This is a genomic window from Thermanaerothrix solaris, from assembly GCF_032334255.1.
In the GTDB taxonomy this organism is placed as follows: domain Bacteria; phylum Chloroflexota; class Anaerolineae; order Anaerolineales; family Anaerolineaceae; genus Thermanaerothrix; species Thermanaerothrix solaris.
This window is the reverse complement of record NZ_JAUHMF010000002.1, coordinates 428,683-450,218: the sequence shown is the minus strand read 5'-3', so window position 1 is coordinate 450,218 and position 21,536 is coordinate 428,683. Positions and strand designations below refer to the sequence as shown.

The window sequence follows — 21,536 nt, the reverse complement described above, 5'->3', positions numbered from 1 at the left end:
CCATGGAAACCCTTTCGATCTCCCAATTTAAGCAACGGTTTACCGCCCTGGTGTTGAGCGCGCGGGATTGGCCGCGCAAACCCCAGGATCACCATGTGCTCCTAATCAGTGCGGTCGTGGGATTAGCCCCCGATCGCACCTACTCGGAGGGTGAAATCAACCAGCATCTGCAGCGCTGGTGCCTGCGCTTTGGCCAAAACCTGCCCATTGACCACGTCACCCTCCGCCGCTACTTGATAGACGCCGGCTATTTGCAACGAGACACCGCAGGCCAGGCCTATCGGCGGGCACAAGGGCCGCTCAGCCAGCCTTTTGATCCCGAGATTGAGACTCTGGATCTGGACGATCTCGTTGAGCAGGCCGCGCGAGAACGCGAAGAACGGCGGCGTAAATACAGCGCTTGAACATCCCGGCTTCGCCACTGAGCCGGAACCAGTCAAAGAAATGAATAGGGAAAAGGCTGCCCCGTAACGGTGAGAACAAACTTCTTACGGCGGGTCAAGGGGACGTCCTTGTGCTTCCAACCAGGCCCGAATCTGCGCCGCCTTGGCCCACCGCCCCAATTTGAGATAGGCCTGATACTCATATGCCAGATCCATGACCGGAAGGCGCAATCCTTCATAGTCCACCCAATGGCGGTAACGGGTGATATCCACCGGCGGCTCCCAAGCGCCGTCAACCCACTTCTGAATATCGCCCATAATCTCAACCTGGATACCGCCAATTTTCAACCGACCAAAGTGAGAGCGTAGGCGTTCCGAAACCCACTCGTGCACCGGCTGGGTGATGAACTCCACCAGGCGGTCGGCAATGGCATACGCGCCAATGCGGTCGGTTTGCAGGTCAACATCATGCACCGCCACCGGCATCCCCTGTAGAGCCATGCCCAGACTCCCGGTAAGCACCCAGGGATAAGGGAGAAGGCGCAGGCGGGAATGAATCAGGCGAAGGACCTCGAAGAAACGCGTGTCCATTATATTCCCCGATTTGGGTTATCCTGAGGGAAAGATGAAACGCGTTGGATCCTGGGTGAAATCATTCCAAGCCAGCACTTTACGCGGCACAACCCGGTACAGTCCACCTTCATCCCACTGCGTGGGCGCTGGCGTATAACCGAGTGTGGCATACTTGTTGCCATAGGCTGCCGCCAGCGCCGCGGCCAGAGGGGGCTCAGGGCGGGGCACGCTCATGCCTTCACCCTCCACAATTACCACTTGGGCCCCGCTTTCCAGATGCACGATGACCTGCGGGTTATCGTGCAGGTTACGCGCATGACGGGTCTGCGGGCTGCCGTCAAAGTAGAAACAGCCCCCCACCCACACTCCCCACAGTGGCACAGCATGTGGCCGTCCTTGGGAAGAGACGGTCACCAGCCAGTAGTGAAGCGCAGCCTGCAGTCGCGCTTCCACTTCTGCCCAGGCCAACCAGCGAGTGGGATTGTGTAGATAACCCTCGGGAAAACGGGGGCGAGAAACGTGGGGATTGGACACCCTAACCTCCGAGAACGCCAGAAATGAAATAACCCTTACGATTTGATGTTAAAGTTTATCACCAACTGGCGCAATTCAAAATTCAGCCGCATCTGACGTTGAGAAATTTCGGTTTTGTTTATCTTCAATGAGTAAGCAGATTAAATTCTTCTCTCAAGGAGGGCGTGCGTATGGAACAAAAAAGGTTGTACATAGATTTACCAAAGGGAGAGGTGCACAGCCGGCTCATTCCAGCGGAATGGGTGCGTGATTTTATTGGGGGTGAGGGCGTGGCTATGCGGTTGTTATGGGATCTGATTGTATCCGACGCCGACGGTACCGACCCGCGCCAACCGCTAATTTTCGCCACCGGGCTATCATCAGAGTTAGGATGGGCAGGATTTTTGTTATAGACAGCAAGAAACCCATATAGACCAATACATGGTAGCGTGAAAAAGCATGGTTGCTAGGACCCTGCCGCACGCTTGAAGATAAACCCAGATCATCAGGATCGAGGGCAGGCCAATCTCTACGGCCAGAAGCAGGAATAGCATGGGATCATCGGTCATGAATTTGCCCGGGGTGACTACCAGAGGAAGATGCCACAGCCACCCCTTCACGCCCAGGATCACGCTGGCACTGACTGCCCTTCGGCCCTCCAATAGCCCCCATAAGGCCTATCCACACCAAACAAATTCTTCTTGCAGCAGCCCAGCGGTAAGGAAGGTCGCCTCAAAACCGATTAGCGCATACAGGGGGTTGGACCTAACCAAAGGGGCAAATAGAATAACACCCAGACGCGGGTGAAAATTACCTATTGACTTTTGATTTTAAAATCGCTATATTAGTACTGCAATCGTTTGCGCAAACCTTTGCGCAATCCTTTGCGGAGCCCTGTCCTATGCCCACCATTCGCGAAGTTGCCGCGCGTGCCGGCGTCTCCCCTACCACCGTTTCCCATGTCATCAACAACACCCGCTTCGTCTCACCCGAAGCGCGCGAGCGCGTGCTGCAAGCCATGGAGGAATTGGGCTACCGCCCCAACGTCCTGGCCCGCTCTCTGCGCCGCGGTGAAACGCGCACGCTTGGCCTGATCCTGCCCGATAGCGCCAACCCCTTCTTTGCCGAGGTCGCCCGCGCCATTGAGGATGCCGCCTTCCGTGAGGGTTACAACGTCATCCTCGGCAACAGCGAAAACGAACTGGATAAAGAGCGCCTCTATGTGGAAGTGCTGACGACCAAGCAGGTGGACGGATTGATCTTCGTTGCCGCTGGTGACCGCAGTCAGTCACTGGAAGATCTGATGCGACAAGAGGTCCCAGTCGTGGTGGTAGACCGCCAACTCAGCCATCTGGACGTGGATACCGTGCTTGCCGACAATCTCCAAGGCGGCCTGCTCGCCACGCGTCATCTTATCCGCCTGGGGCATCGGCGCATCGGTTGCATCACCGGGCCTTCCCACCTCACCCCCAGCGCTCAGCGCGTGATCGGTTACCGCCAGGCGCTCGGCGAAGCCGGGTTGGAAGTGGAGGAAGATTTGATCGTGCGGGGTGATTTCTCGCCCCGCTCAGGTTACCTGGCAACCCGGCGACTCTTCACACTTCCCCATCCTCCTACTGCCATCTTTGCCTGCAACGACATGATGGCCATCGGCGCCTTGCGCGCCCTGGCCGAACTGGGGCTGGCCGTGCCGGATGCGGTCGCCATCATCGGCTTTGATGATATTGAACTGGCATCTTACACCTCTCCCCCCTTGACCACCATTCGCCAGGACAAAGTGGCCTTGGGACAATCCGCGGTGCACTTGCTGTTGGAACGCATCGCCAACCGCAACCTGCCGGCGCGGCGCGTGGTTATCCCCACCACCCTGATCGAGCGTGAAACCACACGGAGGGTCTTATGAGTGGAACGGTTGTCATCGTAGGTAGTCTAAACATGGACCTGGTGGTGCGGGCGCCGCGCCACCCCCAGCCCGGTGAAACCATCATCGGCAGTGATTTTCAAACCTTCCCCGGCGGCAAGGGGGCCAATCAAGCCGTGGCCGTGGCGCGCTTGGGGGGCAAGGTGCGAATGATCGGGCGGGTCGGGCAGGATGCCTTCGGAGAGGCTTTATTGGCCACCGTCGCCCAAGACGGCGTGGATACCACCTACATCCGCCGCGATCCAGATGCCCCCACCGGTGTCGCCCTGATTACCCTGGATGCGGCAGGTCAGAACACCATTGTTGTCGCCTCGGGGGCCAACTGGCGTGTCTCGGCGCAGGATGTTTACGCCGCCGAGGCGGCTTTTAAGGGCGCCGAGGTATTGCTGATGCAACTGGAATGCCCCCTGGATGCCGTGGAAGCCGCCACCGACCTGGCGCATCGCTATGGGTTACAGGTCGTGCTCAATCCCGCTCCGGCTCGCCCCCTGCCGCCCCATTTGCTGGCGCGGGTGGATTACCTGCTCCCCAACCAACCCGAATTATCCCTGCTGGCGGGAGGTGAAAGCGACCGCGAAGCCGCCATCCGGTCGGTGCAAGCCATGGGTGCGCGCAACCTGGTGGTCACCCTGGGTGAGGAAGGCGCACTGTTGGCCATTGGAGACCAACGTGAACATCTACCGGCGTATAAAGTGACCGTTGTGGATACCGTGGCGGCAGGCGATGCCTTTGCCGGCGCGTTCGCCCTGGCGCTGAGCGAGGGTAAATCCGTGCGCGAGGCGGCCATCTGGGGCAATGCCGCCGGCGCCATTGCCGTTACCCGCCCCGGCGCCCAGCCCTCCATGCCCCGCCGCGATGAATTGCTCCAATTTCTGAAAGAGAGAGGTCAGCCATGAAGAAGACCCCCTTGCTTAATACCGCCCTTTCCGAACTCATTGCCAGCCTGGGACACGGCGATATGGTCGTCATCGCCGATGCCGGGTTGCCCATTCCTGCCGAGACCTACCGAATTGACCTGGCGTTGACTCGTGGAGTGCCCGGTTTCATTGAGACGGTACGCACGGTACTCAGCGAGATGCAGGTCGAACGGGCCATCATCGCCAACGAGACCGTGCGCGTCAGTCCTCAGGTGATGCAGGATTTGCAAACTCTGCTGACCGGCGTGCCCTTTGAACAGGTTAGTCATGAGGAATTGAAAGATTTGTGCCACCGCGCCCGCGCCGTAGTGCGCACGGGTGAGTTCACCCCTTACGCCAACGTCATCTTGGTGGCTGGGGTGGTCTTTTAACCCCGTTGAATGGAGTGAATGATGACGGTAACTCAACCGGCTGCGCTTCGTTTTGACCGCCGCGCCTTCATTCAGCGCTTCGGACTGGTCTTCTCATTCATGCTGTTGATGCTGGCGCTGACGCTGCTTTCGGACCGTTTTCTCACCGCCTCAAACCTCATCAACATCCTGCGCCAGGCCACCATCAATGGCATCGTCAGCGTGGGCATGACCCTGGTCATTCTCACCGGAGGGATTGACCTCTCGGTGGGTTCGGTGCTGGCTCTGGCTGTGACCATCGGCGCCTCGCTCATGAAACAAGGGCAGCCGGTTGGGCTGGCGGTGCTGGCGGCGCTGGGCATCGGCACACTGCTGGGCGTCATTAACGGGTTGATGATTACCAAGGCACGCATCCCGCCCTTTATTGCCACGTTGGGCATGCTCACCGTGGCGCGTGGATTGACCCTGATGTACACCCAGGGGCAACCGATCACCGGGCTACCGGCGACCTTCCGCTGGATTGGCACCGGTGTGGTGAGCGGTATCCCCGTGCCCATCGTGCTGACAGCACTGGTCTTCTTGCTGGGGTGGATCTTCCTCACCCGCACCCGCTACGGCGCCTATATCTACCTGCTGGGGGATAATCCGACCGCCGCGCGCCTGGCCGGCATACCTACCGAGCGCATCACTGTGTTGGTTTATGCGATCTCGGGGTTCTGTGCTGCACTGGCCGGGCTAGTACTGGTAGCGCGCCTGGACTCCGCACAACCCATCATTGGCCAAGGATATGAATTCAACGCCATCGCCGCCGTGGTTGTCGGTGGCACCAGTTTTGCCGGCGGTGAAGGCGGTTTGGGCGGAACCCTGTTGGGGGCGTTGTTGATCGAAACCCTCAACAATGGCCTCAACCTGCTCAATGTGTCCCCGCTGTGGGAGCAGGTCGTGAAGGGGGTGGTGATTGCCCTGGCACTCTTGCTGTACAAAGCATTCAGCCCGCCCTCACGTTAAGCGGGCCTGGAAAGGAGGTTGGAAGCGAAAAAAAATCGTGATCCAGAGATCGGCTCAGTTAACGTTTAGTCGTCTAATCAACGTATCTAAATCCTGGTAAGAAAAGGAGGAGAAAGATGAAACGTGTAACCTGGTTATTCCATCTGTTGGTCCTCGCGGCCATGGTTCTGGCGGCCTGCGCGCCGGCCCAACCCGCCGCGACCCCAACCGCCGCCCCTAGCGGTGAAATCACGTTAGGGTTGGTGCTCTCGACCCTCAACAACCCCTTCTTCGTCACCCTGCGCGATGGTGCGCAGAAAGCTGCCGATGCTGCGGGCGTCAAACTCATCGTCGTGGACGCCCAGGACGACTCGGCTAAGATGACCGCCGGCATCGAAGACCTCATCAACAAGAAGGTCTCCGCCCTCCTCATCAACCCCACCGACTCCGACGCCGTTGTCCCCGCCATCCAGAAGGCTAACGCCGCCGGTATCCCCGTCTTCACCGTTGATCGCGGCGCCAACGGCGGCCAGGTCGTCAGCCACATCGCCTCCGACAACGTCGCCGGCGGGCGCATGGCCGCAGAGTTCCTCTGCAAGGCCATCGGCGGCAAGGGCAACGTGGTCGAACTCCAGGGTATCGCCGGCACCTCCGCCGCCCGTGACCGCGGCCAGGGCTTCAACGAGTACATGAGCCAGAACTGCAAGGACGCCAAGATCGTCGCCCAACAGACCGCCGACTTCAACCGCGATAAGGGCCTCAAGGTCTTCGAGAATATCCTCCAGGCCCAGCCCGATATCGCCGGCGTCTTCGCCCACAACGATGAGATGGTGCTCGGCGCCATCCAGGCCGCTGAGGCCGCCGGCCGCACCGGCATCGTCTTCGTCGGCTTCGATGCCATTGACGATGCTGTCCAGGCTGTGAAGGACGGCAAGCTGGCGGCCACCGTCGCCCAGCAACCCGCCCTGATGGGCCAACTCGCCGTCGAAACCGCCGTCAAGTACCTCAAGGGCGAGAAGGTCGAGTCGTACGTCCCCGTCCCGCTCAACCTGGTGACGGCCGAATCGCTGGGTGTGACCCCGCCCAAGCCCGCCGGTGAGATCACGCTGGGGTTGGTGCTCTCGACCCTCAACAACCCCTTCTTCGTCACCCTGCGCGATGGTGCGCAGAAAGCTGCCGATGCTGCGGGCGTCAAACTCATCGTCGTGGACGCCCAGGACGACTCGGCTAAGATGACCGCCGGCATCGAAGACCTCATCAACAAGAAGGTCTCCGCCCTCCTCATCAACCCCACCGACTCCGACGCCGTTGTCCCCGCCATCCAGAAGGCTAACGCCGCCGGTATCCCCGTCTTCACCGTTGATCGCGGCGCCAACGGCGGCCAGGTCGTCAGCCACATCGCCTCCGACAACGTCGCCGGCGGGCGCATGGCCGCAGAGTTCCTCTGCAAGGCCATCGGCGGCAAGGGCAACGTGGTCGAACTCCAGGGTATCGCCGGCACCTCCGCCGCCCGTGACCGCGGCCAGGGCTTCAACGAGTACATGAGCCAGAACTGCAAGGACGCCAAGATCGTCGCCCAACAGACCGCCGACTTCAACCGCGATAAGGGCCTCAAGGTCTTCGAGAATATCCTCCAGGCCCAGCCCGATATCGCCGGCGTCTTCGCCCACAACGATGAGATGGTGCTCGGCGCCATCCAGGCCGCTGAGGCCGCCGGCCGCACCGGCATCGTCTTCGTCGGCTTCGATGCCATTGACGATGCTGTCCAGGCTGTGAAGGACGGCAAGCTGGCGGCCACCGTCGCCCAGCAACCCGCCCTGATGGGCCAACTCGCCGTCGAAACCGCCGTCAAGTACCTCAAGGGCGAGAAGGTCGAGTCGTACATTCCCGTCCCGCTCTCGCTGGTCACCAAGGACACCGTTAAATAACCCTGGGCATTGCGATGGGGGGCGAGTTGTCTCGCCCCCCACATTCCCGCCGAGGTGATATGAACGAAACCATCCCACGCTTACGACTAGAACACGTTTCAAAAGCCTTTCCCGGTGTCCAGGCGGTCAATGATGTCAGTTTAGACGTCTATGGGGGTGAGATCCTTGCCCTGGTTGGGGAAAACGGAGCCGGCAAATCCACCCTGATGAACATCATCAATGGCGTGGTGCCGCTGGATTCCGGCAAGATTTACCTCGAAGGCCAACCGGTCTCCATCACCTCACCCCGCCAGGCGCTGGAACTGGGCATCACCATGATTCACCAGGAACTGGCGCTGATCCCCCAACTGACGGTGGGTCAGAACATCTTCCTGGGGCGTGAGCCGCGGCGTTGGCGCTTTTGGGTGGATTGGAAGCGCCTTTACGATCAGGCTCAGGCCGAATTGGATCGCTTGGGGATTGATGTGCCGGTGCAGGCGCGGGTGGCTGATTTAAGCATCGCCCAGCGGCAACTGGTGGAGATTGCCAAAGCCCTTTCTTACAATGCGCGCCTGATTGCCCTGGATGAACCGACCAGCGCCCTCACCGAGCGCGAGACAGAGACGCTCTTCCGCTTGGTACGAGCGCTACGCGATCAAGGTGTGGCTTTGATCTACATCTCCCATCGTCTGGAAGAGGTTTTTGAACTGGCAGACCGAATTGCCGTGATGCGAGATGGGCAATTGGTGGCGGTTGGGCCGGCCCGCGACTTCACCCCGGCAGACGTAGTGCGCTTGATGGTTGGGCGCGAACTGACCGAGTTTTTCCCCAAGGTGCCCACCCGGCGCGGTGAGCCGGTCTTGCGCGCGGTGAACCTGCACGCCGGGCGCGAAGTGCGTGGGGTCAGCCTGGAACTGTATCGGGGTGAGATTGTCGGCTTGGCCGGGTTGGTCGGAGCGGGGCGCACGAACTTGGCACGCCTGCTCTTTGGGGCCGACCGCGCTGAGGCCGGTGAAATTTGGATAGATGGACGGAAGGTGGATATCCGTTCCCCCCGCGACGCTATTCGCCTGGGCATTGGGTTGGTGCCGGAGGACCGCAAATCGCAGGGGCTATTCCTGGGGCAGAGCGTGCGCTTTAACGCTGGAGCCAGTCTGTTGGAACGCCTCTCGCGGCTGGGTTTTATTGATGATCGGCGCATCAACCAGATGGTAAAAACCATCATCGAACGCCTTCGCGTGCGTACCCCCAGTTTGAATCAGCGCGTGCGTAATCTTTCGGGTGGCAACCAGCAGAAAGTGGTCATTTCGCGTTGGTTGACCCTCAACCCGAAAGTGCTGATTCTGGATGAGCCCACTCGTGGCGTAGATGTGGGCGCGAAGGCCGAGATTCACGCCTTGATGAGCGAATTGGCCGCTCAAGGCATGGCAATTCTGATGATTTCCTCGGAATTGCCGGAAATTTTGGGCGTCAGTGATCGCATTTTGGTCATGCACGAGGGGCGCATCGTGGCTGAATTCAGCCGTGAGGAGGCCACCCAAGACTTGATCATGCAGGCAGCAACCGGACAACTGGAACGGAGGGTAGCAGCATGAGCCAGCCACTGAATCATGCCCCTGGCCTGGGTGAGTTCCTGCGCCGTAACAGTACCTACGCGATCCTTGTGGCGATTGGGGTGGGATTCGCTATCCTTTCACCGGATTTTTTGACCCTAAACAACCTCCTCACGGTGGCGCTGCAATCTACCCTGGTGGCATTAGCCGCGATGGGAATGACGTTGACCATCATAACGGGTGGAATTGATCTTTCGGTGGGGTCAGTAGCCGCACTGAGCGGGGCACTAGCAGCAGGGCTCGCGACGCGCGGTGGACTGGGGACCTATCCGGGTTTGCTGATCGGCCTGCTGGCGGGCGCGGGAATTGGCCTGCTTAATGGAGCGATGATTGTGTGGGGCCGCATTCCACCTTTTGTCGCCACCTTGGCCACCATGGCCATTGCGCGCGGACTTACTCTGGTCTATACTCAGGGACGCCCAATTGCCGGGTTGGACCGCGCCTTTACATTTTGGGGTAGTGATAGCCTGCTCGGGGTACCACTGCCAGTGTGGGTTCTGCTGGTGGTAGCGGTGTTGATTCATCTGCTGCTCTCGCAAACAGCGCTGGGATTGCACATCTACGCCGTTGGTGGGGGTGAAGAGACCACCCGCCTGGCAGGCGTAAGCGTGGGTATGGTCAAGTTGTGTGTGTACATTATTAGCGGTGCCACCGCCGCGCTGAGCGGCTTGATCCTCACCGCGCGATTGTGGTCGGCCCAGCCCAACATTGGGGTAGGGCTGGAACTGGATGCCATCGCAGCGGCGGTATTGGGTGGGAGCAGTCTGGCCGGCGGCGTTGGAAGTATCCCGGGCACCCTGGCCGGGGCATTCATCATCGGCGTGCTTTCAAACGGGCTTAACCTGCTGGAGGTACCCTCATACAACCAGCAAGTGATCAAAGGCTTGGTGTTCATCTTGGCAGTGACGTTGGATTACTTTATCAAGCAGCGGCGCAGTCCCAAACTGCGGCGGGTGACGCCACAAGAGAAGACGAGCGAGGGCGCATAAAGCGCCCTCGCTTTTTCGGTTTACCCCTGGTCGTGCAGTATAATAAATACATCCTTTATCTCATCGAGCAATAAAACACGAAGGCGGCTCTGTGACGTGTAAGGAATCTTCTGCGAGGCTCTAGAGGAGGCCAGGGATGTATCATAAGATCATTATTGTGGGCAACTTGGGGCGCGATCCTGAAATGCGCTTTACGCCTAATGGACAACCTGTCACCAGTTTTTCGGTGGCATCCAATCGCCGCTATACCGGTGCGGATGGTCAAATGGTAAACGAGACGATCTGGTTCAGAGTGACGGTATGGGGAAAACAAGCCGAATCGTGCAACCAATACCTGCGCCAAGGTAGCCGCGTCTTGGTCGAGGGCACCCTCATCCCCGATACGTCTACGGGTAGCCCGCGCATCTTCCAGCGCCGTGATGGCACAGCCGGCGCTTCCTTTGAGGTGCGGGCTCAAACGGTGAAATTTCTCAGCGCCCGGGGTGAGACCGCTGAAGGGGCCATGCTCGAAGCCGAGCCCCAAGAAACCATCGAGGGAGAGGATGAGATCCCTTTCTAAATGGCCGCTGAGATGAGGCTAGACGATTTTGAAGCCTTTGCCCGCCAGGTGCACGCCGCACTGGATGCGCTGAATCAGGCCCGCGAGGCCGCCCTCACCCAGGCGCGCCAACTGACACGCGCCTCGGCGTACGCCATCCGCGCCATTCACCGCAGTGAGAGCGATCACGCCGACGCCTTCCTGGCCCAGGCCCGCGCCCTGGCGGAACAATTACAAAACCTGGCGCAGACCTACCCCCAGATTTTCTACGCCGGTTACACCCAGGACGCGTTGAAAGAATACGCCGAGGCCACCCTCACCTGTGCCATCATCGAGGATCGTCCTCTTCCTACCCCCGAAGCCCTGCACCTGGATTATGCCATCTACCTCAACGGCTTAGCCGAAGTGGTGGGTGAACTACGTCGCCGCTGTCTGGATATCCTGCGCCAAGGCTATTCCAGAGAGGCCGAACGCCTGCTGACCTGGATGGACGAAATTTACAACCTGCTGGTAACCCTGGATTACCCGGATGCGTTAACCAACAACCTGCGTCGCCAGACTGACCTGGTGCGCGGTATCGTCGAACGCACCCGTGGCGATTTGACCCTGAGCCTGCGCGAAGAGCGGCTACAGCAGGCCCTCAATCGTCTGGCCCAGCAGTTGCCCGAAACCAGCGATGAGTCCGCGCCCGATTCGCGCCTCTGATCTGGTTACCTACCTCTACTGTCACCGTGCCTGGTGGTATCGTTTACAGGGGGTGGAATCGGCCAACCTTACCCAGATGCAGGCCGGTGAGGTCTTCCATGCGGCCCACGGGCGGCGTGTTTTCCGCGCCCGCTTGCTTCAACTGACCGGTTGGGGGCTGTTGTTGTTTGCAATGCTCTTATTGGTAGCCCTGGTAACTTTATATTGGCTTCAATGATCATTGGGCTGATTTTTGTCTCCCTGCTAGTCCTGGTGGCGTTGTTCCTGCTCTGGCAAGGGCGGCGTGAACAGCAGCGCGCCGGTCTCCCTCTCGGACGCCTGCTTTACACCGATCTTCACCCGCTGCGCCCCACCGAGCGGGTGTTGTTCGATCCCCAAACCGGCTTGAGCGGTAAGCCGGATTATGTGGTTCAACAAGGGGATGTGCTTATCCCGGTTGAAGTCAAAGCCCGTGAAGCCCCTTTACAACCCCATCTAGGGCATATTTACCAGGTTTTGGCCTATTGCTTGTTAATTGAAAGTCATACTGGCCACCGTCCACCCTACGGTGTGCTGCGTTATCGCAATCGCACTTTCGCCATTGATTACACGCCACAGGCCGAGCAAACCCTGCGCGACCTGCTGACTGAAATGCAAAATGCCACCCCGCGCACGCTCGTGCGTTCCCACAACGAGGTTACCCGTTGCGCGCACTGTGGCTATCGTGCCCATTGCGACCAGCGCCTTTGAAACCCGGCCAAAAAGGTCAGGCTGGTATAATAGAAACAGATGTCCAGCCCACACCCTCTCCCGCAGCGATTTGCGATTGGTTATCATCCCACCATGGCCGAAGCCCCGCTGGTTGCTGAGGCCGTGCAGCAATTTCTGGAGCGCCAGGGTTACGCGGTGGTGATCTGTGCGCCGCTGCCGAGCCTGCGCCAGCATCTGCAAGCCGGACAGGCCGATGTGCTGATCGCGTTGGGAGGCGATGGCACCATGTTGCGCGCGGGACATGTGTGTGCCCCGCTACACATCCCGGTGTTAGGGATCAATCTGGGGCGGTTCGGCTTCTTGATGGAAGTGCGTCAGGACGAGTGGCCGCGCCGCTTGCCCCTGCTTTTGAGCGGCCAGTACTGGTTGGAAGAACGCATGATGTTGACGGCATCTCACCTGCGCGGGGAGCAGGTCCTGGGTGAATGGAGCGTGCTCAACGAAGTGGTGGTATGCCGGGGACAGATTGTCCGCCCGGTGCGCCTGACCGCCACCGTAGATGGCTACCCGTTAAGCACCTACATCGCCGACGGGTTGATCGTCGCCACTCCCACCGGCTCCACGGCATATGCCCTGGCTGTGGGTGGGCCGATCATGCCGCCGGAACTGCGTAGCATCCTCATCGTGGCCGTAGCCCCCCATCTCTCCATGGACCGTGCAGTCATCCTGCCACCCGAGTCAGTGGTCACCGTGACCGTGCAATCCAGCCATCAAGCGGTCATGAGTGTGGATGGGCAACCGCCACTTCCGCTGGAAAATGATGATGTGGTGCGGGTGCAGGCCAACCACAACACGGTTCAATTTATCCGCTTTCAAGATCGCGGTTATTTCTATCGCAACATTAATGCCTATATGGAACTCAACCCCGCTGCAATGGATAATGAATGATGAGCACAAACGCCCCCGGCCCACTTTATTGCGTCAACCATCCTGAACGTGAAACCCTGTTGCGTTGCAATCGCTGTGAACGCCCCATTTGCCCGGAATGTGCCGTGCTCACCCCCACCGGCTACCGCTGCAAGGATTGTGTGCGATCCCAGCAGAAAGTCTTTGACACCGCCCAATGGTTTGATTACCCCCTGGCCGTGGTGGTTGCCGGTGTATTGAGTTTTCTGGGCAGCCTGATTGCCAGCCTGCTAGGGTTCCTCACCCTCTTTGTGGCGCCGGTTGCGGGGGTGATTGTGGCCGAGGCAGTGCGCTGGATCACCCAGCGGCGGCGCTCACGCTGGCTCTACCGCGCCGCAACCCTGGCTGCCGTGATCGGCGGCGCCGTGCTGATCCTGGTCCAGGTGGCCGGACTTCTCTTGGGTCGGAATGGGATTTCCCTCTGGCCATTGCTGTGGCAAGGTGCTTATATCGCTCTGGTTGGAAGCACCGTTTTCTATCGTCTGACCGGAATAAAGATTTAGGCTGCGGCACGGGATGTTGCGCGAACTGCGGATCGAGAATTTTGCCATCATTGAGCACCTGGAATTGAATTTTGAGCCGGGGTTGACCGTGTTCACCGGTGAAACCGGGGCAGGTAAATCTATCCTGCTGGATGCGCTGATGATGGTGCTGGGTGGCCCAACCGATGTCACCTTCATCCGCAGTGGCGCCGACCGCGCTATCGTGGAAGCGGTGTTCGAGATCACCCCCTCAGTCCGTGAACCCCTGTTAACCATGCTGGACGCCGAGAACTTGCTCGACGAGGATCGTGAGCATGTTCTGCTGGCGCGTGAACTGCGCCAAGGTGGGCGCAGCTTGGCGCGCGTTAATGGACGCAGCGTCAGCCTGGGTTTGTTGCGCGAGATTGGGCGGTTACTGGTGGACATTCACGGCCAATCTGAACACCTCTCGCTGTTGGACGTGCGCCAGCATCTGCACCTGCTGGATCGCTACGCCGGCAATGCGCCCTGGGTGGAAGCCTACCGCCAAACCTACCGCGAGTGGCGACACCTGGAACGCGAACTCCAGAATCTGCGCGAGGCCGAGCGCGATGCCGCCCAGCGCGTGGATCTGCTCACCTTTCAAATTCGAGAAATCGAAGCCGCCAATCTGCAACCCGGCGAAGAAGACGAACTGCGCCAGGAGCGCAATCGCCTGGCGAATGCCGAGCACTTAGCCACCCAGATACGGCAAGCCTTGCTGTTGCTGGATGAGGGGGAAGGCGAGACTCCGCCGTTAACCGATGTATTGGGGCAGGTGGCTCAGGTATTGCATACCATCGCGCGCCTTGACCCCAGCCAACACGGACTGAGCGAGCAGGCCGAGACCCTGCTCGCCATGGCCGAAGACCTGGCGCGTGAGTTGCGCCGCTATCAGGAACAAATCGAATATAACCCACGCCGTTTGGAAAAAATCGAAGAACGTTTGGATCTTATCCAGCGCCTCAAGCGCAAATACGGTGGCAGCATTGAGGCCATCCTCGCCTATGCCGAAAAGGCCCGCCAGGATCTGGATACCATTACCCACGCAACCGAACGAATTGCCGAATTAGAGGCTCAGCGCGAGGTGCTCTTACAACAACTGCGTGAGCGCGGCCTGGCGCTTTCGGCGCGCCGGCGCGAAGCCGCTACCGGTCTGGCGCGGGCGGTTGAGGCCGAACTGGCTGACCTGAGCATGAGCGGGGCACGGTTTGAAGTCGCCATCACCTTCTTGGAAGATCCCAATGGCCTGCCGCTCGACGATGGCCGCAACGTGCACATTGATGAGCGTGGGTTCGACCAGGTGGAGTTTCTGATCGCCCCTAACCCCGGCGAAGGACTGAAGCCCCTGGTCAAGATTGCTTCGGGTGGCGAGACCTCGCGGCTGATGTTGGCACTGAAACGCGTTCTGACTCAGGCAGATGCTATCCCCACCCTGATCTTCGATGAGATTGATCAGGGCATTGGAGGACGGGTGGGTAGCGTGGTAGGCGAAAAACTCTGGTTGCTGGCGCGCCATCATCAGGTCTTATGCGTGACCCACCTGCCCCAGCTGGCCGCCTACGGAGATCATCATTACGGCGTGCGCAAGCAGGTGCAGGGTGGACGCACCACCACCCAGGTGCAGGCATTGGAAGGCAAAGCGCGAGTCACCGAATTGGCGCAAATGCTGGGGGGGCAAAGCGCAGCGCATCTGAGCGCGGCGCAGGAGACCCTAGAACAGGCCCAACAACGAAGGCAGGTATTATTGACGACTCGGGTGCAAGTAAGGGATGGTTAACATGGTGAAAGCAGGGCCAGATGGATTCTGAGCGTGTTCCTCCACTCCGTATTTTGCTCCTTGGCCCCCCTCAAATTGAATATGGCGGGCGGCCGCTGAGGATTCAGCGCCGCCTATTGCGTACGTTGCTCTACTACCTCGCCGCGCAATCAGAGCCGGTAGGTCGCCAAACGCTCTTAGACCTCTTCTGGCCGGATGAAGATGAAGAGAGCGCGCGCCGTCACCTACGTGAGACTTTGAGCAAACTACGCACGGCGTTACCCCTACCTACATTGCTCCATACCGCCCAAGACCTGGTCGCCCTGGATCAAAACCAGGTTTATGTAGATGCGCGCGAATTCCAGACCCTGTTGCACCAGGTGCGCATTTATCTCAAATTACCCCTCACCGCGCCATTACCCGAGGCCGCGTATCAAAAACTATGCAAGGCGGTGGGATTGTGGCGCGGGCAGCGTTTCTTGGCCGGTGTGGAGTTACCTTCGACCGAAGCCTTCGATGATTGGCTCACCTACACCTCGGCCACCCTGGAAAACGGCCTCCTGACCAGCCTGGAAGTATTAGCCGAGCACGCGGCCCTGAGCGGTGATTTGGATGAGGCCATCCACTGGGCGCGCCAAGCACTACAAATAGATGAGTCTCACTGGCGGTTACGGGCCCACCTGATCGGCTGGTTGTGCGATTTGGGCCAGTACCAAGCAGCGCAGGAAGAGTGTGAACGGGTGCAACGCGACCTCGCTGCGGAGGGCATCACCGAGGTGCCTGAGGAATACCGTGCTCTGTGTCAGCGCTTGCACCAAGCCCTCTTACAGCCCCGTCCACCGGAGCCGGCGCCCTGGTTCAGCCTGCGCACCCTCCACGTCCCCTTTGTGGGTCGGGATGAGGCGTTGGAAACTCTGCGCACCATGGCGTCTCAGGGTGGGATTGCGATCGTCTGGGGTGAGGCCGGCAGTGGGAAGAGCCGCCTGATGTTTGAACTCTATCAATCCCTCCAACCTGCGCCGCGCCTGGTGCTGGCGAACGGCCTGGCTCATGAACGAGATACCCCCTATCACCCTCTGGTTCAGGCGCTACGTGAGGCGGTGCTGACCGAAGAATGGCAGACCTTGCCACCCCATTGGGTGCAAATTTTGCTCCCCCTCTTGCCTGAACTCGCCGTCTATATACCAGCGGGTGCACCCGCTCCCATCGAAAACCGTGAAATACATCTTTCAGCAGCCATAGAACATGTTTTACGCCGCCTTTCCCAACATGGGCGGCTACTTTTATTCCTGGATGATGCCCAATGGTGCGACGAAGCCACATTGCACACCCTGACCCACCTGGTCACGCAACGCTTTTTCACCCGCGGCAATCTTTTGGTCATCGCCGCGCGACCCGAGGAACCCAACCCCGCCCTGCAAGCCTTCCTGACCACCTCGCCGGTTTCCTGGCTGCTAAAGATCATCCCTCTTAATCCGCTGACGGCTTCGGCCGTTGCGCAGATTGTTCGCTACGCTTTGGGTCAGTCAGCTCCCTCAACCTGGGTGGAAGCCCTGGCACGGGCCACAGGTGGCAATCCCCTCTTTGTCTTGGAGACCTTGCGCGCTTTGTTAGAAGCCAACCCCGACCTTAGTCCGGAACACCTGCCCACTACCTTCCCGGTCGCCCAAAGCGTGCGGGCGTTGGCCAACGAACGACTACACCTGCTTCGCCCTCAGACGCGCCAAATCCTGCTGGCGGCAGCCGTCCTGGGCGAAACCTTCCGTTTGGATATTCTCGAGGCTATGTTGCAGGAACCGGCTGAGGCGGTGGTGGAAGCGGTGGAAGAGATGGAACGGGCTTACCTCGTACGCCCTTGTGACCAGGTCCGTGGGGGTTATACGTTCCAACACCCCCTGATTCGTGAGGTCCTGCTCCTGGAATCAAGTGAAGCCCGCTTGCAATTCTTGCATTTGCGGGCAGCGCGGGCATTGGAAGCCGGTGGTGAGGCTCAAAGCGCAGCCGCACAAATTGCCACACACTTTGAAGCCGGTGGCGAGGAATCTCTGGCTGCCCATTACTGGGTCGAAGCGGCTTATCAGGCCGCCCTTGATGCCCAACCGCAAGCGGCTGAAAGCGCCTTTCAGCGCGCAGAAGAACTATTACTACGCCTGGAACGCCCGTTGAGCATAGAATTGATCCACCGGTTATACACCGGCTGGGCTGAATTGGCGTTTAACCGTTATGACCTGGAGACCAGCGAGCGCTGTTATACCGCCTTATTGCGCCACGGTGAACAACGCTACAATGCGCTGATGATTGGAAGCGGACTGAGCGGCCTGGGACGGGTTGCCACAGCGCGCATGCAGGCCCGTCAGGCCCTAAATTTCCTTGAACAGGCGCTGCCCTACCTCGAGAAGAGCGGCCACCTCGAAGAGCAAATGGAAGCGCTTAATCGCAAAGCGGCATCGTTGCTCTTGCTTCAGCGGTTTTATGATGCCGTGTTGCTCTACCAACGCGTGCTGGAAATGGGACAGGCGGCAGAAACTCTGAACGGGCAACGGGCACTGGGGAATGCCCGGTATCAACTGGCCAAGACCTATTACATCCTGGGCTGGCCGGAGCGCACCCGCCTGTTCGCGGAACAGGCACTGGCACAAAGCCGCGCCCTTTACGCCCTGGGATATCGTGGTCGGGCCCTTCTGGCGTTAGCGCTGGCGCAACAAGAAATGGGTGACTTCACAGCAGCGCTGGAAACCTGCCACCAAGGTCTGCAAGAAGCCGCACGGTGGGACAATGCAGCTCTGGCGGCGCGGTTATGGCTCTGCCGCGCACAGGTCTGTTTAAAGTTGGGGTTGATTCAGACGGCTTGGGAAGCCTTGGAACTGGCCCGGACGCAAGTCGCCGCACTCAACAAGCGCAATCCGGTGCTTTCCGAAGTGTACGTCACCCAGGGTGACCTGTGGCTGGCGTTGGGGGATTACGCTGCCGCACTGGCCGAGTTCCGCGCCGGCCTGGAAGTTGCCCAGGACCTGCATTCCTCCACCGAGGCACTTTACCGCTTGGGTTGGGCGCTGGTGCTCAGCGGTCAATCCCAGGGCGGGTTGAATTTCCTTCGCCGCGCCATTGAACTGACCCGCACCGCCGAAGTGACCCACGTTGCCCTGGCGGCGGAGATGGCCCTGGCCGAAGCCCACTATACCCTGGGCAACCTGGAAGAGGCCCAGCGCATCGCCCACCAGGCCGCAGACGAAGCCGCCCAACGCAAAATGGGGTACCTGTTGCTCCGCTATCACGCATTACAGGCCTACATTGCCCATCGCCAACAGGCGCGAGATCTGTTGTTCCGCCATGCGCGCTTGCTCATCGAACAGGCTCAGGCGTACCAATCCCTGTTATTTGAAGCCCTGGGGCTGGGACTGGCACTGCAAGCCATTGAGGAGAGTGAGATCAAAAACACTTTCCAGCAGCGCCTCACAACGCTCCGCCACCAATTGCTTCACAACTTGGCCGCCGATCATCTGCGTGAGCGTTTCGAACAGCGCCTCCAGCAGTGGCTAAATCCTGCCCTTTAAGGCTCTTTTGTCCACGTTTTGGCAACGCCCGGATTGTATACTCTAGTCAAACAAGCGCGTTGCCAACCGGGCAGAGGTACAAGGGACCCTCTGCAAAAAGGGCTGAAAGTGAAAACAAGCGGAGCACTTTCAGCCCTTTGAGCTTAAGTAGCCTCGCTTTTTAGACGGGCGATAGTCACGCCGTCGCCACCCTCGCCTTCCAGACCGCGTTCCCAGGTCGCCACATAGGGGTTTTGCCCCAGCGCCTCGCGGATGGCCTGGCGCAGGCGACCGGTACCCTTGCCGTGAATGATGCGCACGAAGGGCAGGCCGGCCAAGTAAGCGGCTTCCAGGTGGCGCTCCAGCGCGGTTAAAGCGTCATCGGCACGCTGTCCACGCAGGTCGAGTTCAAGGCCCGGCGAAGGGGCGATCAAGGTTGGGCTGGGAGTTGCCGAGGCGGGAGCGGTCTTGCGCCGGCGCGGAGTAGCCGGAGGCGGTGACGGTGGAGTCTCCGTAACTCCGGCACGCTGGATATCGTGGAGTCCTGTGCGCAAGCGCAGATTGCCCAATTGTACTTCCACGTCCTCATCGCCCTGGGCCACCACCGTGCCTTCCAGCCCTAGCGAGCGAATGCGCACCCGCTCGCCGAGTTCCGGGCGTTCAGGCGGAGTGGTCGGGGCGACAGCGGGGCTGAGCGCCTTTTCGGCCTGCTCACCCAGGGCTTCTACGGTTTCAGCCACCCGTTTAATCGCTTCAAGTGGGAGGCGGGCACGTGCCAGTTCTCGGCGTAAGCGCTCAATCTCTGCGCGCAGGGCCGCCAGTTCTGCCTCGGCGTGCTCTGCCGCCTGGCGCAGGATAGCCTGGCGTTCCTCTTCAATGCGTTCCAATTGGCGCGCCAGTTCCTGGCGCAGTGCCTCGGCTTCGGCCCGGGCTTGCTCGGCCTCGGCGCGCGCCCGCTGAGCCAGGTCGCGCTGACGATGAATTTCTTCTAACAGATCCTCGGCTCGCAGATCGGCGGGATTGAGCATCTCCCGCGCTGCAGCAACAATGGAGGGTGGCAACCCCAGGCGTTCGGCGATGGCCAGGGCGTTACTGCGCCCGGGCAACCCAATCGTCAGGTGATAGGTGGGTTGTAGAGTTTGAAGATCAAATTCAACGCTGGCATTGACGACGCCCGGTGTGGCGTGGGCGAAGGCCTTTAGTTCCGGGTAATGGGTGGCCACCAGGCAGGTCACCGGCAGTGCCACCAGGTGCGCCAGAATTGCCCGCGCTAACGCCGATCCTTCCTGCGGATCGGTGCCGGCACCGAGTTCGTCCAACAGCACCAGTGCCTGGGGCGTGGTTTGCTTCAGAATTCGCACAATGTTGGTGATATGTGCCGAGAACGTCGAAAGCGATTGCTCAATGGATTGTTCATCGCCGATATCCGCGAAGACATTGGCAAAGAGGCTCAGGGTGGAGCCCGATTGGGCCGGGATGTGCAAGCCGGCCTGTGCCATCAGCACCAACAGGCCTACCGTCTTTAGCGAGACAGTCTTTCCGCCGGTGTTGGGCCCGGTGATCACCACGGCGTAGGTTTTGTCATCCAACACCACGTCAATCGGCACCACGCGCGCCGGATCAATCAGCGGATGGCGCGCCTGGTAAAGACGAAGGGTACTTCCGGGATGTGCCGGTGATGCGGGTCTGAATGGCAGCACCACCGGTTCAGCCGCGCGTAAGTCATCGGCATATTTGGCGCACATTAAGGCCAGATCAAACTCGGCCAGGGCTTCGACCAGCGTGGTAATGGCTTCGGCTTGAGCCCCTACCTGGGCCGAAAGCGCAGCCAGGATGCGGCGTTCTTCATCCCGTGCCGCCAACTGCAACTCGTGCCAGGCATTGTTCAAATCCACCACGGCCAGCGGCTCGATGAACAAGGTCGCCCCCGAGGCCGATTGATCGTGCACGATGCCGCGCAGGTGGCCCTTGCCCTCAGCCTTGAGCGGGAGGACGTAGCGGTCGTTGCGTAAGGTGATCAGGCTCTCCTGCAGCCAGGGCGCCACCTTGGGATCGTTCATGATCGCATTCAAGCGCCCCAGCAGGCGTTCGTGAGCGATCTTGATCTCACTGCGCAGGCTGGCCAGGCGGGGCGAGGCGCTATCCAGCACCTCACCGCGTTCTGAAACGGCACGTGAGATGGCTTCAATCAAGCCAGGGGGCGGCGCCATGCGGGCGGCAATGGCCGCCAGGTGGGGAAATTCCTGCCCACGGCGTTCAAAGAAACGCGCCAGGTCACGCGCAGATTCTAGCGTGGTCTTGATTTCCAGCAGTTCATGCCCCAAGAGCACGCCGGCGCGGGCGGCGCGCGTCACCAATGGGCGGACATCGCGCGCCCCGCCGACGCTGATCTCGGCATGGCGGCTGAGCAGATGGCGCGCTTCGCGTGTGCACGCCTGACGCCGCGCCACTTCGTCAAAATCGGTACTGGGGCGTAGAGCATGCGCCAGTTCCGCCGAGGCGCTGAACGCGGCGTACCCCGCCAGACGTTCCAGGATCTTGGGAAACTCCAGCATGTGGAGAGATTTCTCGTCCATGGCAGGATGATTTTACCCTGTTTTTGCTTTTTCCATTGGTCAGAGCAGGCTCAAAACGCAGTTTTGGATTAAAATTCGGTTAGGGTTGGGTTGAACTGACCTCAGCCTGCAATGTA

At 59.9% G+C, this 21,536-nt stretch carries 19 protein-coding genes and 2 pseudogenes; 18 read left to right on the top strand and 3 right to left on the bottom strand.

Translation table 11 applies throughout. From position 1 onward, the window contains the following. Positions 1-2: 2 nt before the first annotated feature. Positions 3-404 carry a DUF2087 domain-containing protein gene (locus tag QYE77_RS10200; RefSeq protein ID WP_315625304.1) on the top strand — a complete coding sequence of 134 codons (402 nt, stop codon included), beginning with the start codon at positions 3-5 and terminating at the stop codon, positions 402-404. Between the two features lie 84 nt (positions 405-488). Here the strand turns inward: QYE77_RS10200 and QYE77_RS10195 are convergent, their stop codons facing one another. Together QYE77_RS10195 and QYE77_RS10190 are read right to left on the bottom strand one after the other, a co-directional pair. Beyond that, a complete protein-coding gene (locus QYE77_RS10195) occupies positions 489-974 on the bottom strand; it encodes a nucleotidyltransferase domain-containing protein (RefSeq protein WP_315625303.1) in 486 nt (161 codons plus the stop codon). 18 nt (positions 975-992) lie between these two features. Then, complete coding sequence (locus QYE77_RS10190) at positions 993-1,490, bottom strand: pyridoxamine 5'-phosphate oxidase family protein (RefSeq protein WP_315625302.1); 498 nt, start codon at positions 1,488-1,490, stop codon at positions 993-995. A gap of 170 nt (positions 1,491-1,660) precedes the next feature. Here QYE77_RS10190 and QYE77_RS10185 point away from each other — a divergent pair, with 170 nt between their 5' ends. The 17 genes and pseudogenes from QYE77_RS10185 to QYE77_RS10110 all read left to right on the top strand — a co-directional run bounded on the left by QYE77_RS10185 (position 1,661) and on the right by QYE77_RS10110 (position 18,865). Further along, a complete protein-coding gene (locus QYE77_RS10185) occupies positions 1,661-1,882 on the top strand; it encodes an aldehyde ferredoxin oxidoreductase N-terminal domain-containing protein (RefSeq protein ID WP_315625301.1) in 222 nt (73 codons plus the stop codon). 488 nt (positions 1,883-2,370) lie between these two features. Then, positions 2,371-3,372: a LacI family DNA-binding transcriptional regulator gene (locus tag QYE77_RS10180; RefSeq protein WP_315625300.1), complete on the top strand. Its 1,002-nt coding sequence runs from the start codon at positions 2,371-2,373 to the stop codon at positions 3,370-3,372. Further along, on the top strand, positions 3,369-4,286 hold the full coding sequence (gene rbsK / locus QYE77_RS10175) for a ribokinase (RefSeq protein WP_315625299.1): 918 nt from the start codon (positions 3,369-3,371) through the stop codon (positions 4,284-4,286). The genes QYE77_RS10180 and rbsK overlap by 4 nt, the downstream gene beginning before the upstream one ends. Further along, positions 4,283-4,678: a D-ribose pyranase gene (gene rbsD, locus QYE77_RS10170; RefSeq protein WP_315625298.1), complete on the top strand. Its 396-nt coding sequence runs from the start codon at positions 4,283-4,285 to the stop codon at positions 4,676-4,678. The genes rbsK and rbsD overlap by 4 nt, the downstream gene beginning before the upstream one ends. Positions 4,679-4,699: 21 nt before the next feature. Further along, the gene (locus QYE77_RS10165) at positions 4,700-5,665 is read left to right on the top strand and encodes an ABC transporter permease (protein ID WP_399390585.1); all 966 of its coding nucleotides are present in this window, start codon (positions 4,700-4,702) and stop codon (positions 5,663-5,665) included. A 116-nt stretch (positions 5,666-5,781) separates the two neighbouring features. Next, a pseudogene (rbsB, locus tag QYE77_RS15380) lies at positions 5,782-6,705 on the top strand (ribose ABC transporter substrate-binding protein RbsB); the annotation flags it as partial. Between the two features lie 27 nt (positions 6,706-6,732). Further along, positions 6,733-7,572 (top strand): annotated as a pseudogene (gene rbsB, locus QYE77_RS15375) (ribose ABC transporter substrate-binding protein RbsB); the annotation flags it as partial. A gap of 59 nt (positions 7,573-7,631) precedes the next feature. Continuing rightward, positions 7,632-9,146 (top strand): sugar ABC transporter ATP-binding protein, encoded by a 1,515-nt coding sequence (locus QYE77_RS10155; RefSeq protein WP_315625295.1) that lies wholly within the window; start codon positions 7,632-7,634, stop codon positions 9,144-9,146. Continuing rightward, entirely contained in the window at positions 9,143-10,153 is a 1,011-nt protein-coding gene (locus QYE77_RS10150; RefSeq protein WP_315625294.1) for an ABC transporter permease, read from the top strand. Before QYE77_RS10155 ends, QYE77_RS10150 begins: the two co-directional genes overlap by 4 nt. 136 nt (positions 10,154-10,289) lie before the next feature. Next, positions 10,290-10,712: a single-stranded DNA-binding protein gene (locus QYE77_RS10145; protein WP_315625293.1), complete on the top strand. Its 423-nt coding sequence runs from the start codon at positions 10,290-10,292 to the stop codon at positions 10,710-10,712. Next, positions 10,713-11,396 (top strand): haloacid dehalogenase, encoded by a 684-nt coding sequence (locus tag QYE77_RS10140; protein ID WP_315625292.1) that lies wholly within the window; start codon positions 10,713-10,715, stop codon positions 11,394-11,396. It begins immediately after the preceding gene. Continuing rightward, positions 11,368-11,613, top strand: a complete 246-nt coding sequence (locus QYE77_RS10135) for a hypothetical protein (RefSeq protein ID WP_315625291.1) — start codon at positions 11,368-11,370, stop codon at positions 11,611-11,613. Before QYE77_RS10140 ends, QYE77_RS10135 begins: the two co-directional genes overlap by 29 nt. Continuing rightward, entirely contained in the window at positions 11,610-12,125 is a 516-nt protein-coding gene (locus QYE77_RS10130) for a CRISPR-associated protein Cas4 (RefSeq protein WP_315625290.1), read from the top strand. The genes QYE77_RS10135 and QYE77_RS10130 overlap by 4 nt, the downstream gene beginning before the upstream one ends. Positions 12,126-12,164: 39 nt before the next feature. After that, positions 12,165-13,034: an NAD(+)/NADH kinase gene (locus QYE77_RS10125; RefSeq protein ID WP_315625289.1), complete on the top strand. Its 870-nt coding sequence runs from the start codon at positions 12,165-12,167 to the stop codon at positions 13,032-13,034. Further along, positions 13,031-13,555 carry a B-box zinc finger protein gene (locus QYE77_RS10120; RefSeq protein ID WP_315625288.1) on the top strand — a complete coding sequence of 175 codons (525 nt, stop codon included), beginning with the start codon at positions 13,031-13,033 and terminating at the stop codon, positions 13,553-13,555. Before QYE77_RS10125 ends, QYE77_RS10120 begins: the two co-directional genes overlap by 4 nt. Positions 13,556-13,568: 13 nt before the next feature. Continuing rightward, a complete protein-coding gene (gene recN, locus QYE77_RS10115; RefSeq protein ID WP_315625287.1) occupies positions 13,569-15,332 on the top strand; it encodes a DNA repair protein RecN in 1,764 nt (587 codons plus the stop codon). A gap of 20 nt (positions 15,333-15,352) precedes the next feature. Continuing rightward, on the top strand, positions 15,353-18,865 hold the full coding sequence (locus QYE77_RS10110) for an AAA family ATPase (protein ID WP_315625286.1): 3,513 nt from the start codon (positions 15,353-15,355) through the stop codon (positions 18,863-18,865). Positions 18,866-19,008: 143 nt separating this feature from the next. Here the strand turns inward: QYE77_RS10110 and QYE77_RS10105 are convergent, their stop codons facing one another. Next, positions 19,009-21,420, bottom strand: coding sequence for an endonuclease MutS2 (locus QYE77_RS10105; RefSeq protein ID WP_315625285.1), 2,412 nt, complete (start codon positions 21,418-21,420; stop codon positions 19,009-19,011). Positions 21,421-21,536 lie beyond the last annotated feature (116 nt).

What these genes read in the sequence shown, in the direction of transcription:
- QYE77_RS10200 (WP_315625304.1), top strand. Translation starts at nt 3, where the DNA reads ATGGAAACCCTTTCGATCTCCCAATTTAAGCAACGGTTTACCGCCCTG.
- QYE77_RS10195 (WP_315625303.1), bottom strand. Translation starts at nt 974, where the DNA reads ATGGACACGCGTTTCTTCGAGGTCCTTCGCCTGATTCATTCCCGCCTG.
- QYE77_RS10185 (WP_315625301.1), top strand. Translation starts at nt 1,661, where the DNA reads ATGGAACAAAAAAGGTTGTACATAGATTTACCAAAGGGAGAGGTGCAC.
- QYE77_RS10180 (WP_315625300.1), top strand. Translation starts at nt 2,371, where the DNA reads ATGCCCACCATTCGCGAAGTTGCCGCGCGTGCCGGCGTCTCCCCTACC.
- rbsK (WP_315625299.1), top strand. Translation starts at nt 3,369, where the DNA reads ATGAGTGGAACGGTTGTCATCGTAGGTAGTCTAAACATGGACCTGGTG.
- rbsD (WP_315625298.1), top strand. Translation starts at nt 4,283, where the DNA reads ATGAAGAAGACCCCCTTGCTTAATACCGCCCTTTCCGAACTCATTGCC.
- QYE77_RS10165 (WP_399390585.1), top strand. Translation starts at nt 4,700, where the DNA reads ATGACGGTAACTCAACCGGCTGCGCTTCGTTTTGACCGCCGCGCCTTC.
- QYE77_RS10155 (WP_315625295.1), top strand. Translation starts at nt 7,632, where the DNA reads ATGAACGAAACCATCCCACGCTTACGACTAGAACACGTTTCAAAAGCC.
- QYE77_RS10150 (WP_315625294.1), top strand. Translation starts at nt 9,143, where the DNA reads ATGAGCCAGCCACTGAATCATGCCCCTGGCCTGGGTGAGTTCCTGCGC.
- QYE77_RS10145 (WP_315625293.1), top strand. Translation starts at nt 10,290, where the DNA reads ATGTATCATAAGATCATTATTGTGGGCAACTTGGGGCGCGATCCTGAA.
- QYE77_RS10140 (WP_315625292.1), top strand. Translation starts at nt 10,713, where the DNA reads ATGGCCGCTGAGATGAGGCTAGACGATTTTGAAGCCTTTGCCCGCCAG.
- QYE77_RS10135 (WP_315625291.1), top strand. Translation starts at nt 11,368, where the DNA reads ATGAGTCCGCGCCCGATTCGCGCCTCTGATCTGGTTACCTACCTCTAC.
- QYE77_RS10130 (WP_315625290.1), top strand. Translation starts at nt 11,610, where the DNA reads ATGATCATTGGGCTGATTTTTGTCTCCCTGCTAGTCCTGGTGGCGTTG.
- QYE77_RS10125 (WP_315625289.1), top strand. Translation starts at nt 12,165, where the DNA reads ATGTCCAGCCCACACCCTCTCCCGCAGCGATTTGCGATTGGTTATCAT.
- QYE77_RS10120 (WP_315625288.1), top strand. Translation starts at nt 13,031, where the DNA reads ATGATGAGCACAAACGCCCCCGGCCCACTTTATTGCGTCAACCATCCT.
- recN (WP_315625287.1), top strand. Translation starts at nt 13,569, where the DNA reads ATGTTGCGCGAACTGCGGATCGAGAATTTTGCCATCATTGAGCACCTG.
- QYE77_RS10110 (WP_315625286.1), top strand. Translation starts at nt 15,353, where the DNA reads ATGGATTCTGAGCGTGTTCCTCCACTCCGTATTTTGCTCCTTGGCCCC.
- QYE77_RS10105 (WP_315625285.1), bottom strand. Translation starts at nt 21,420, where the DNA reads ATGGACGAGAAATCTCTCCACATGCTGGAGTTTCCCAAGATCCTGGAA.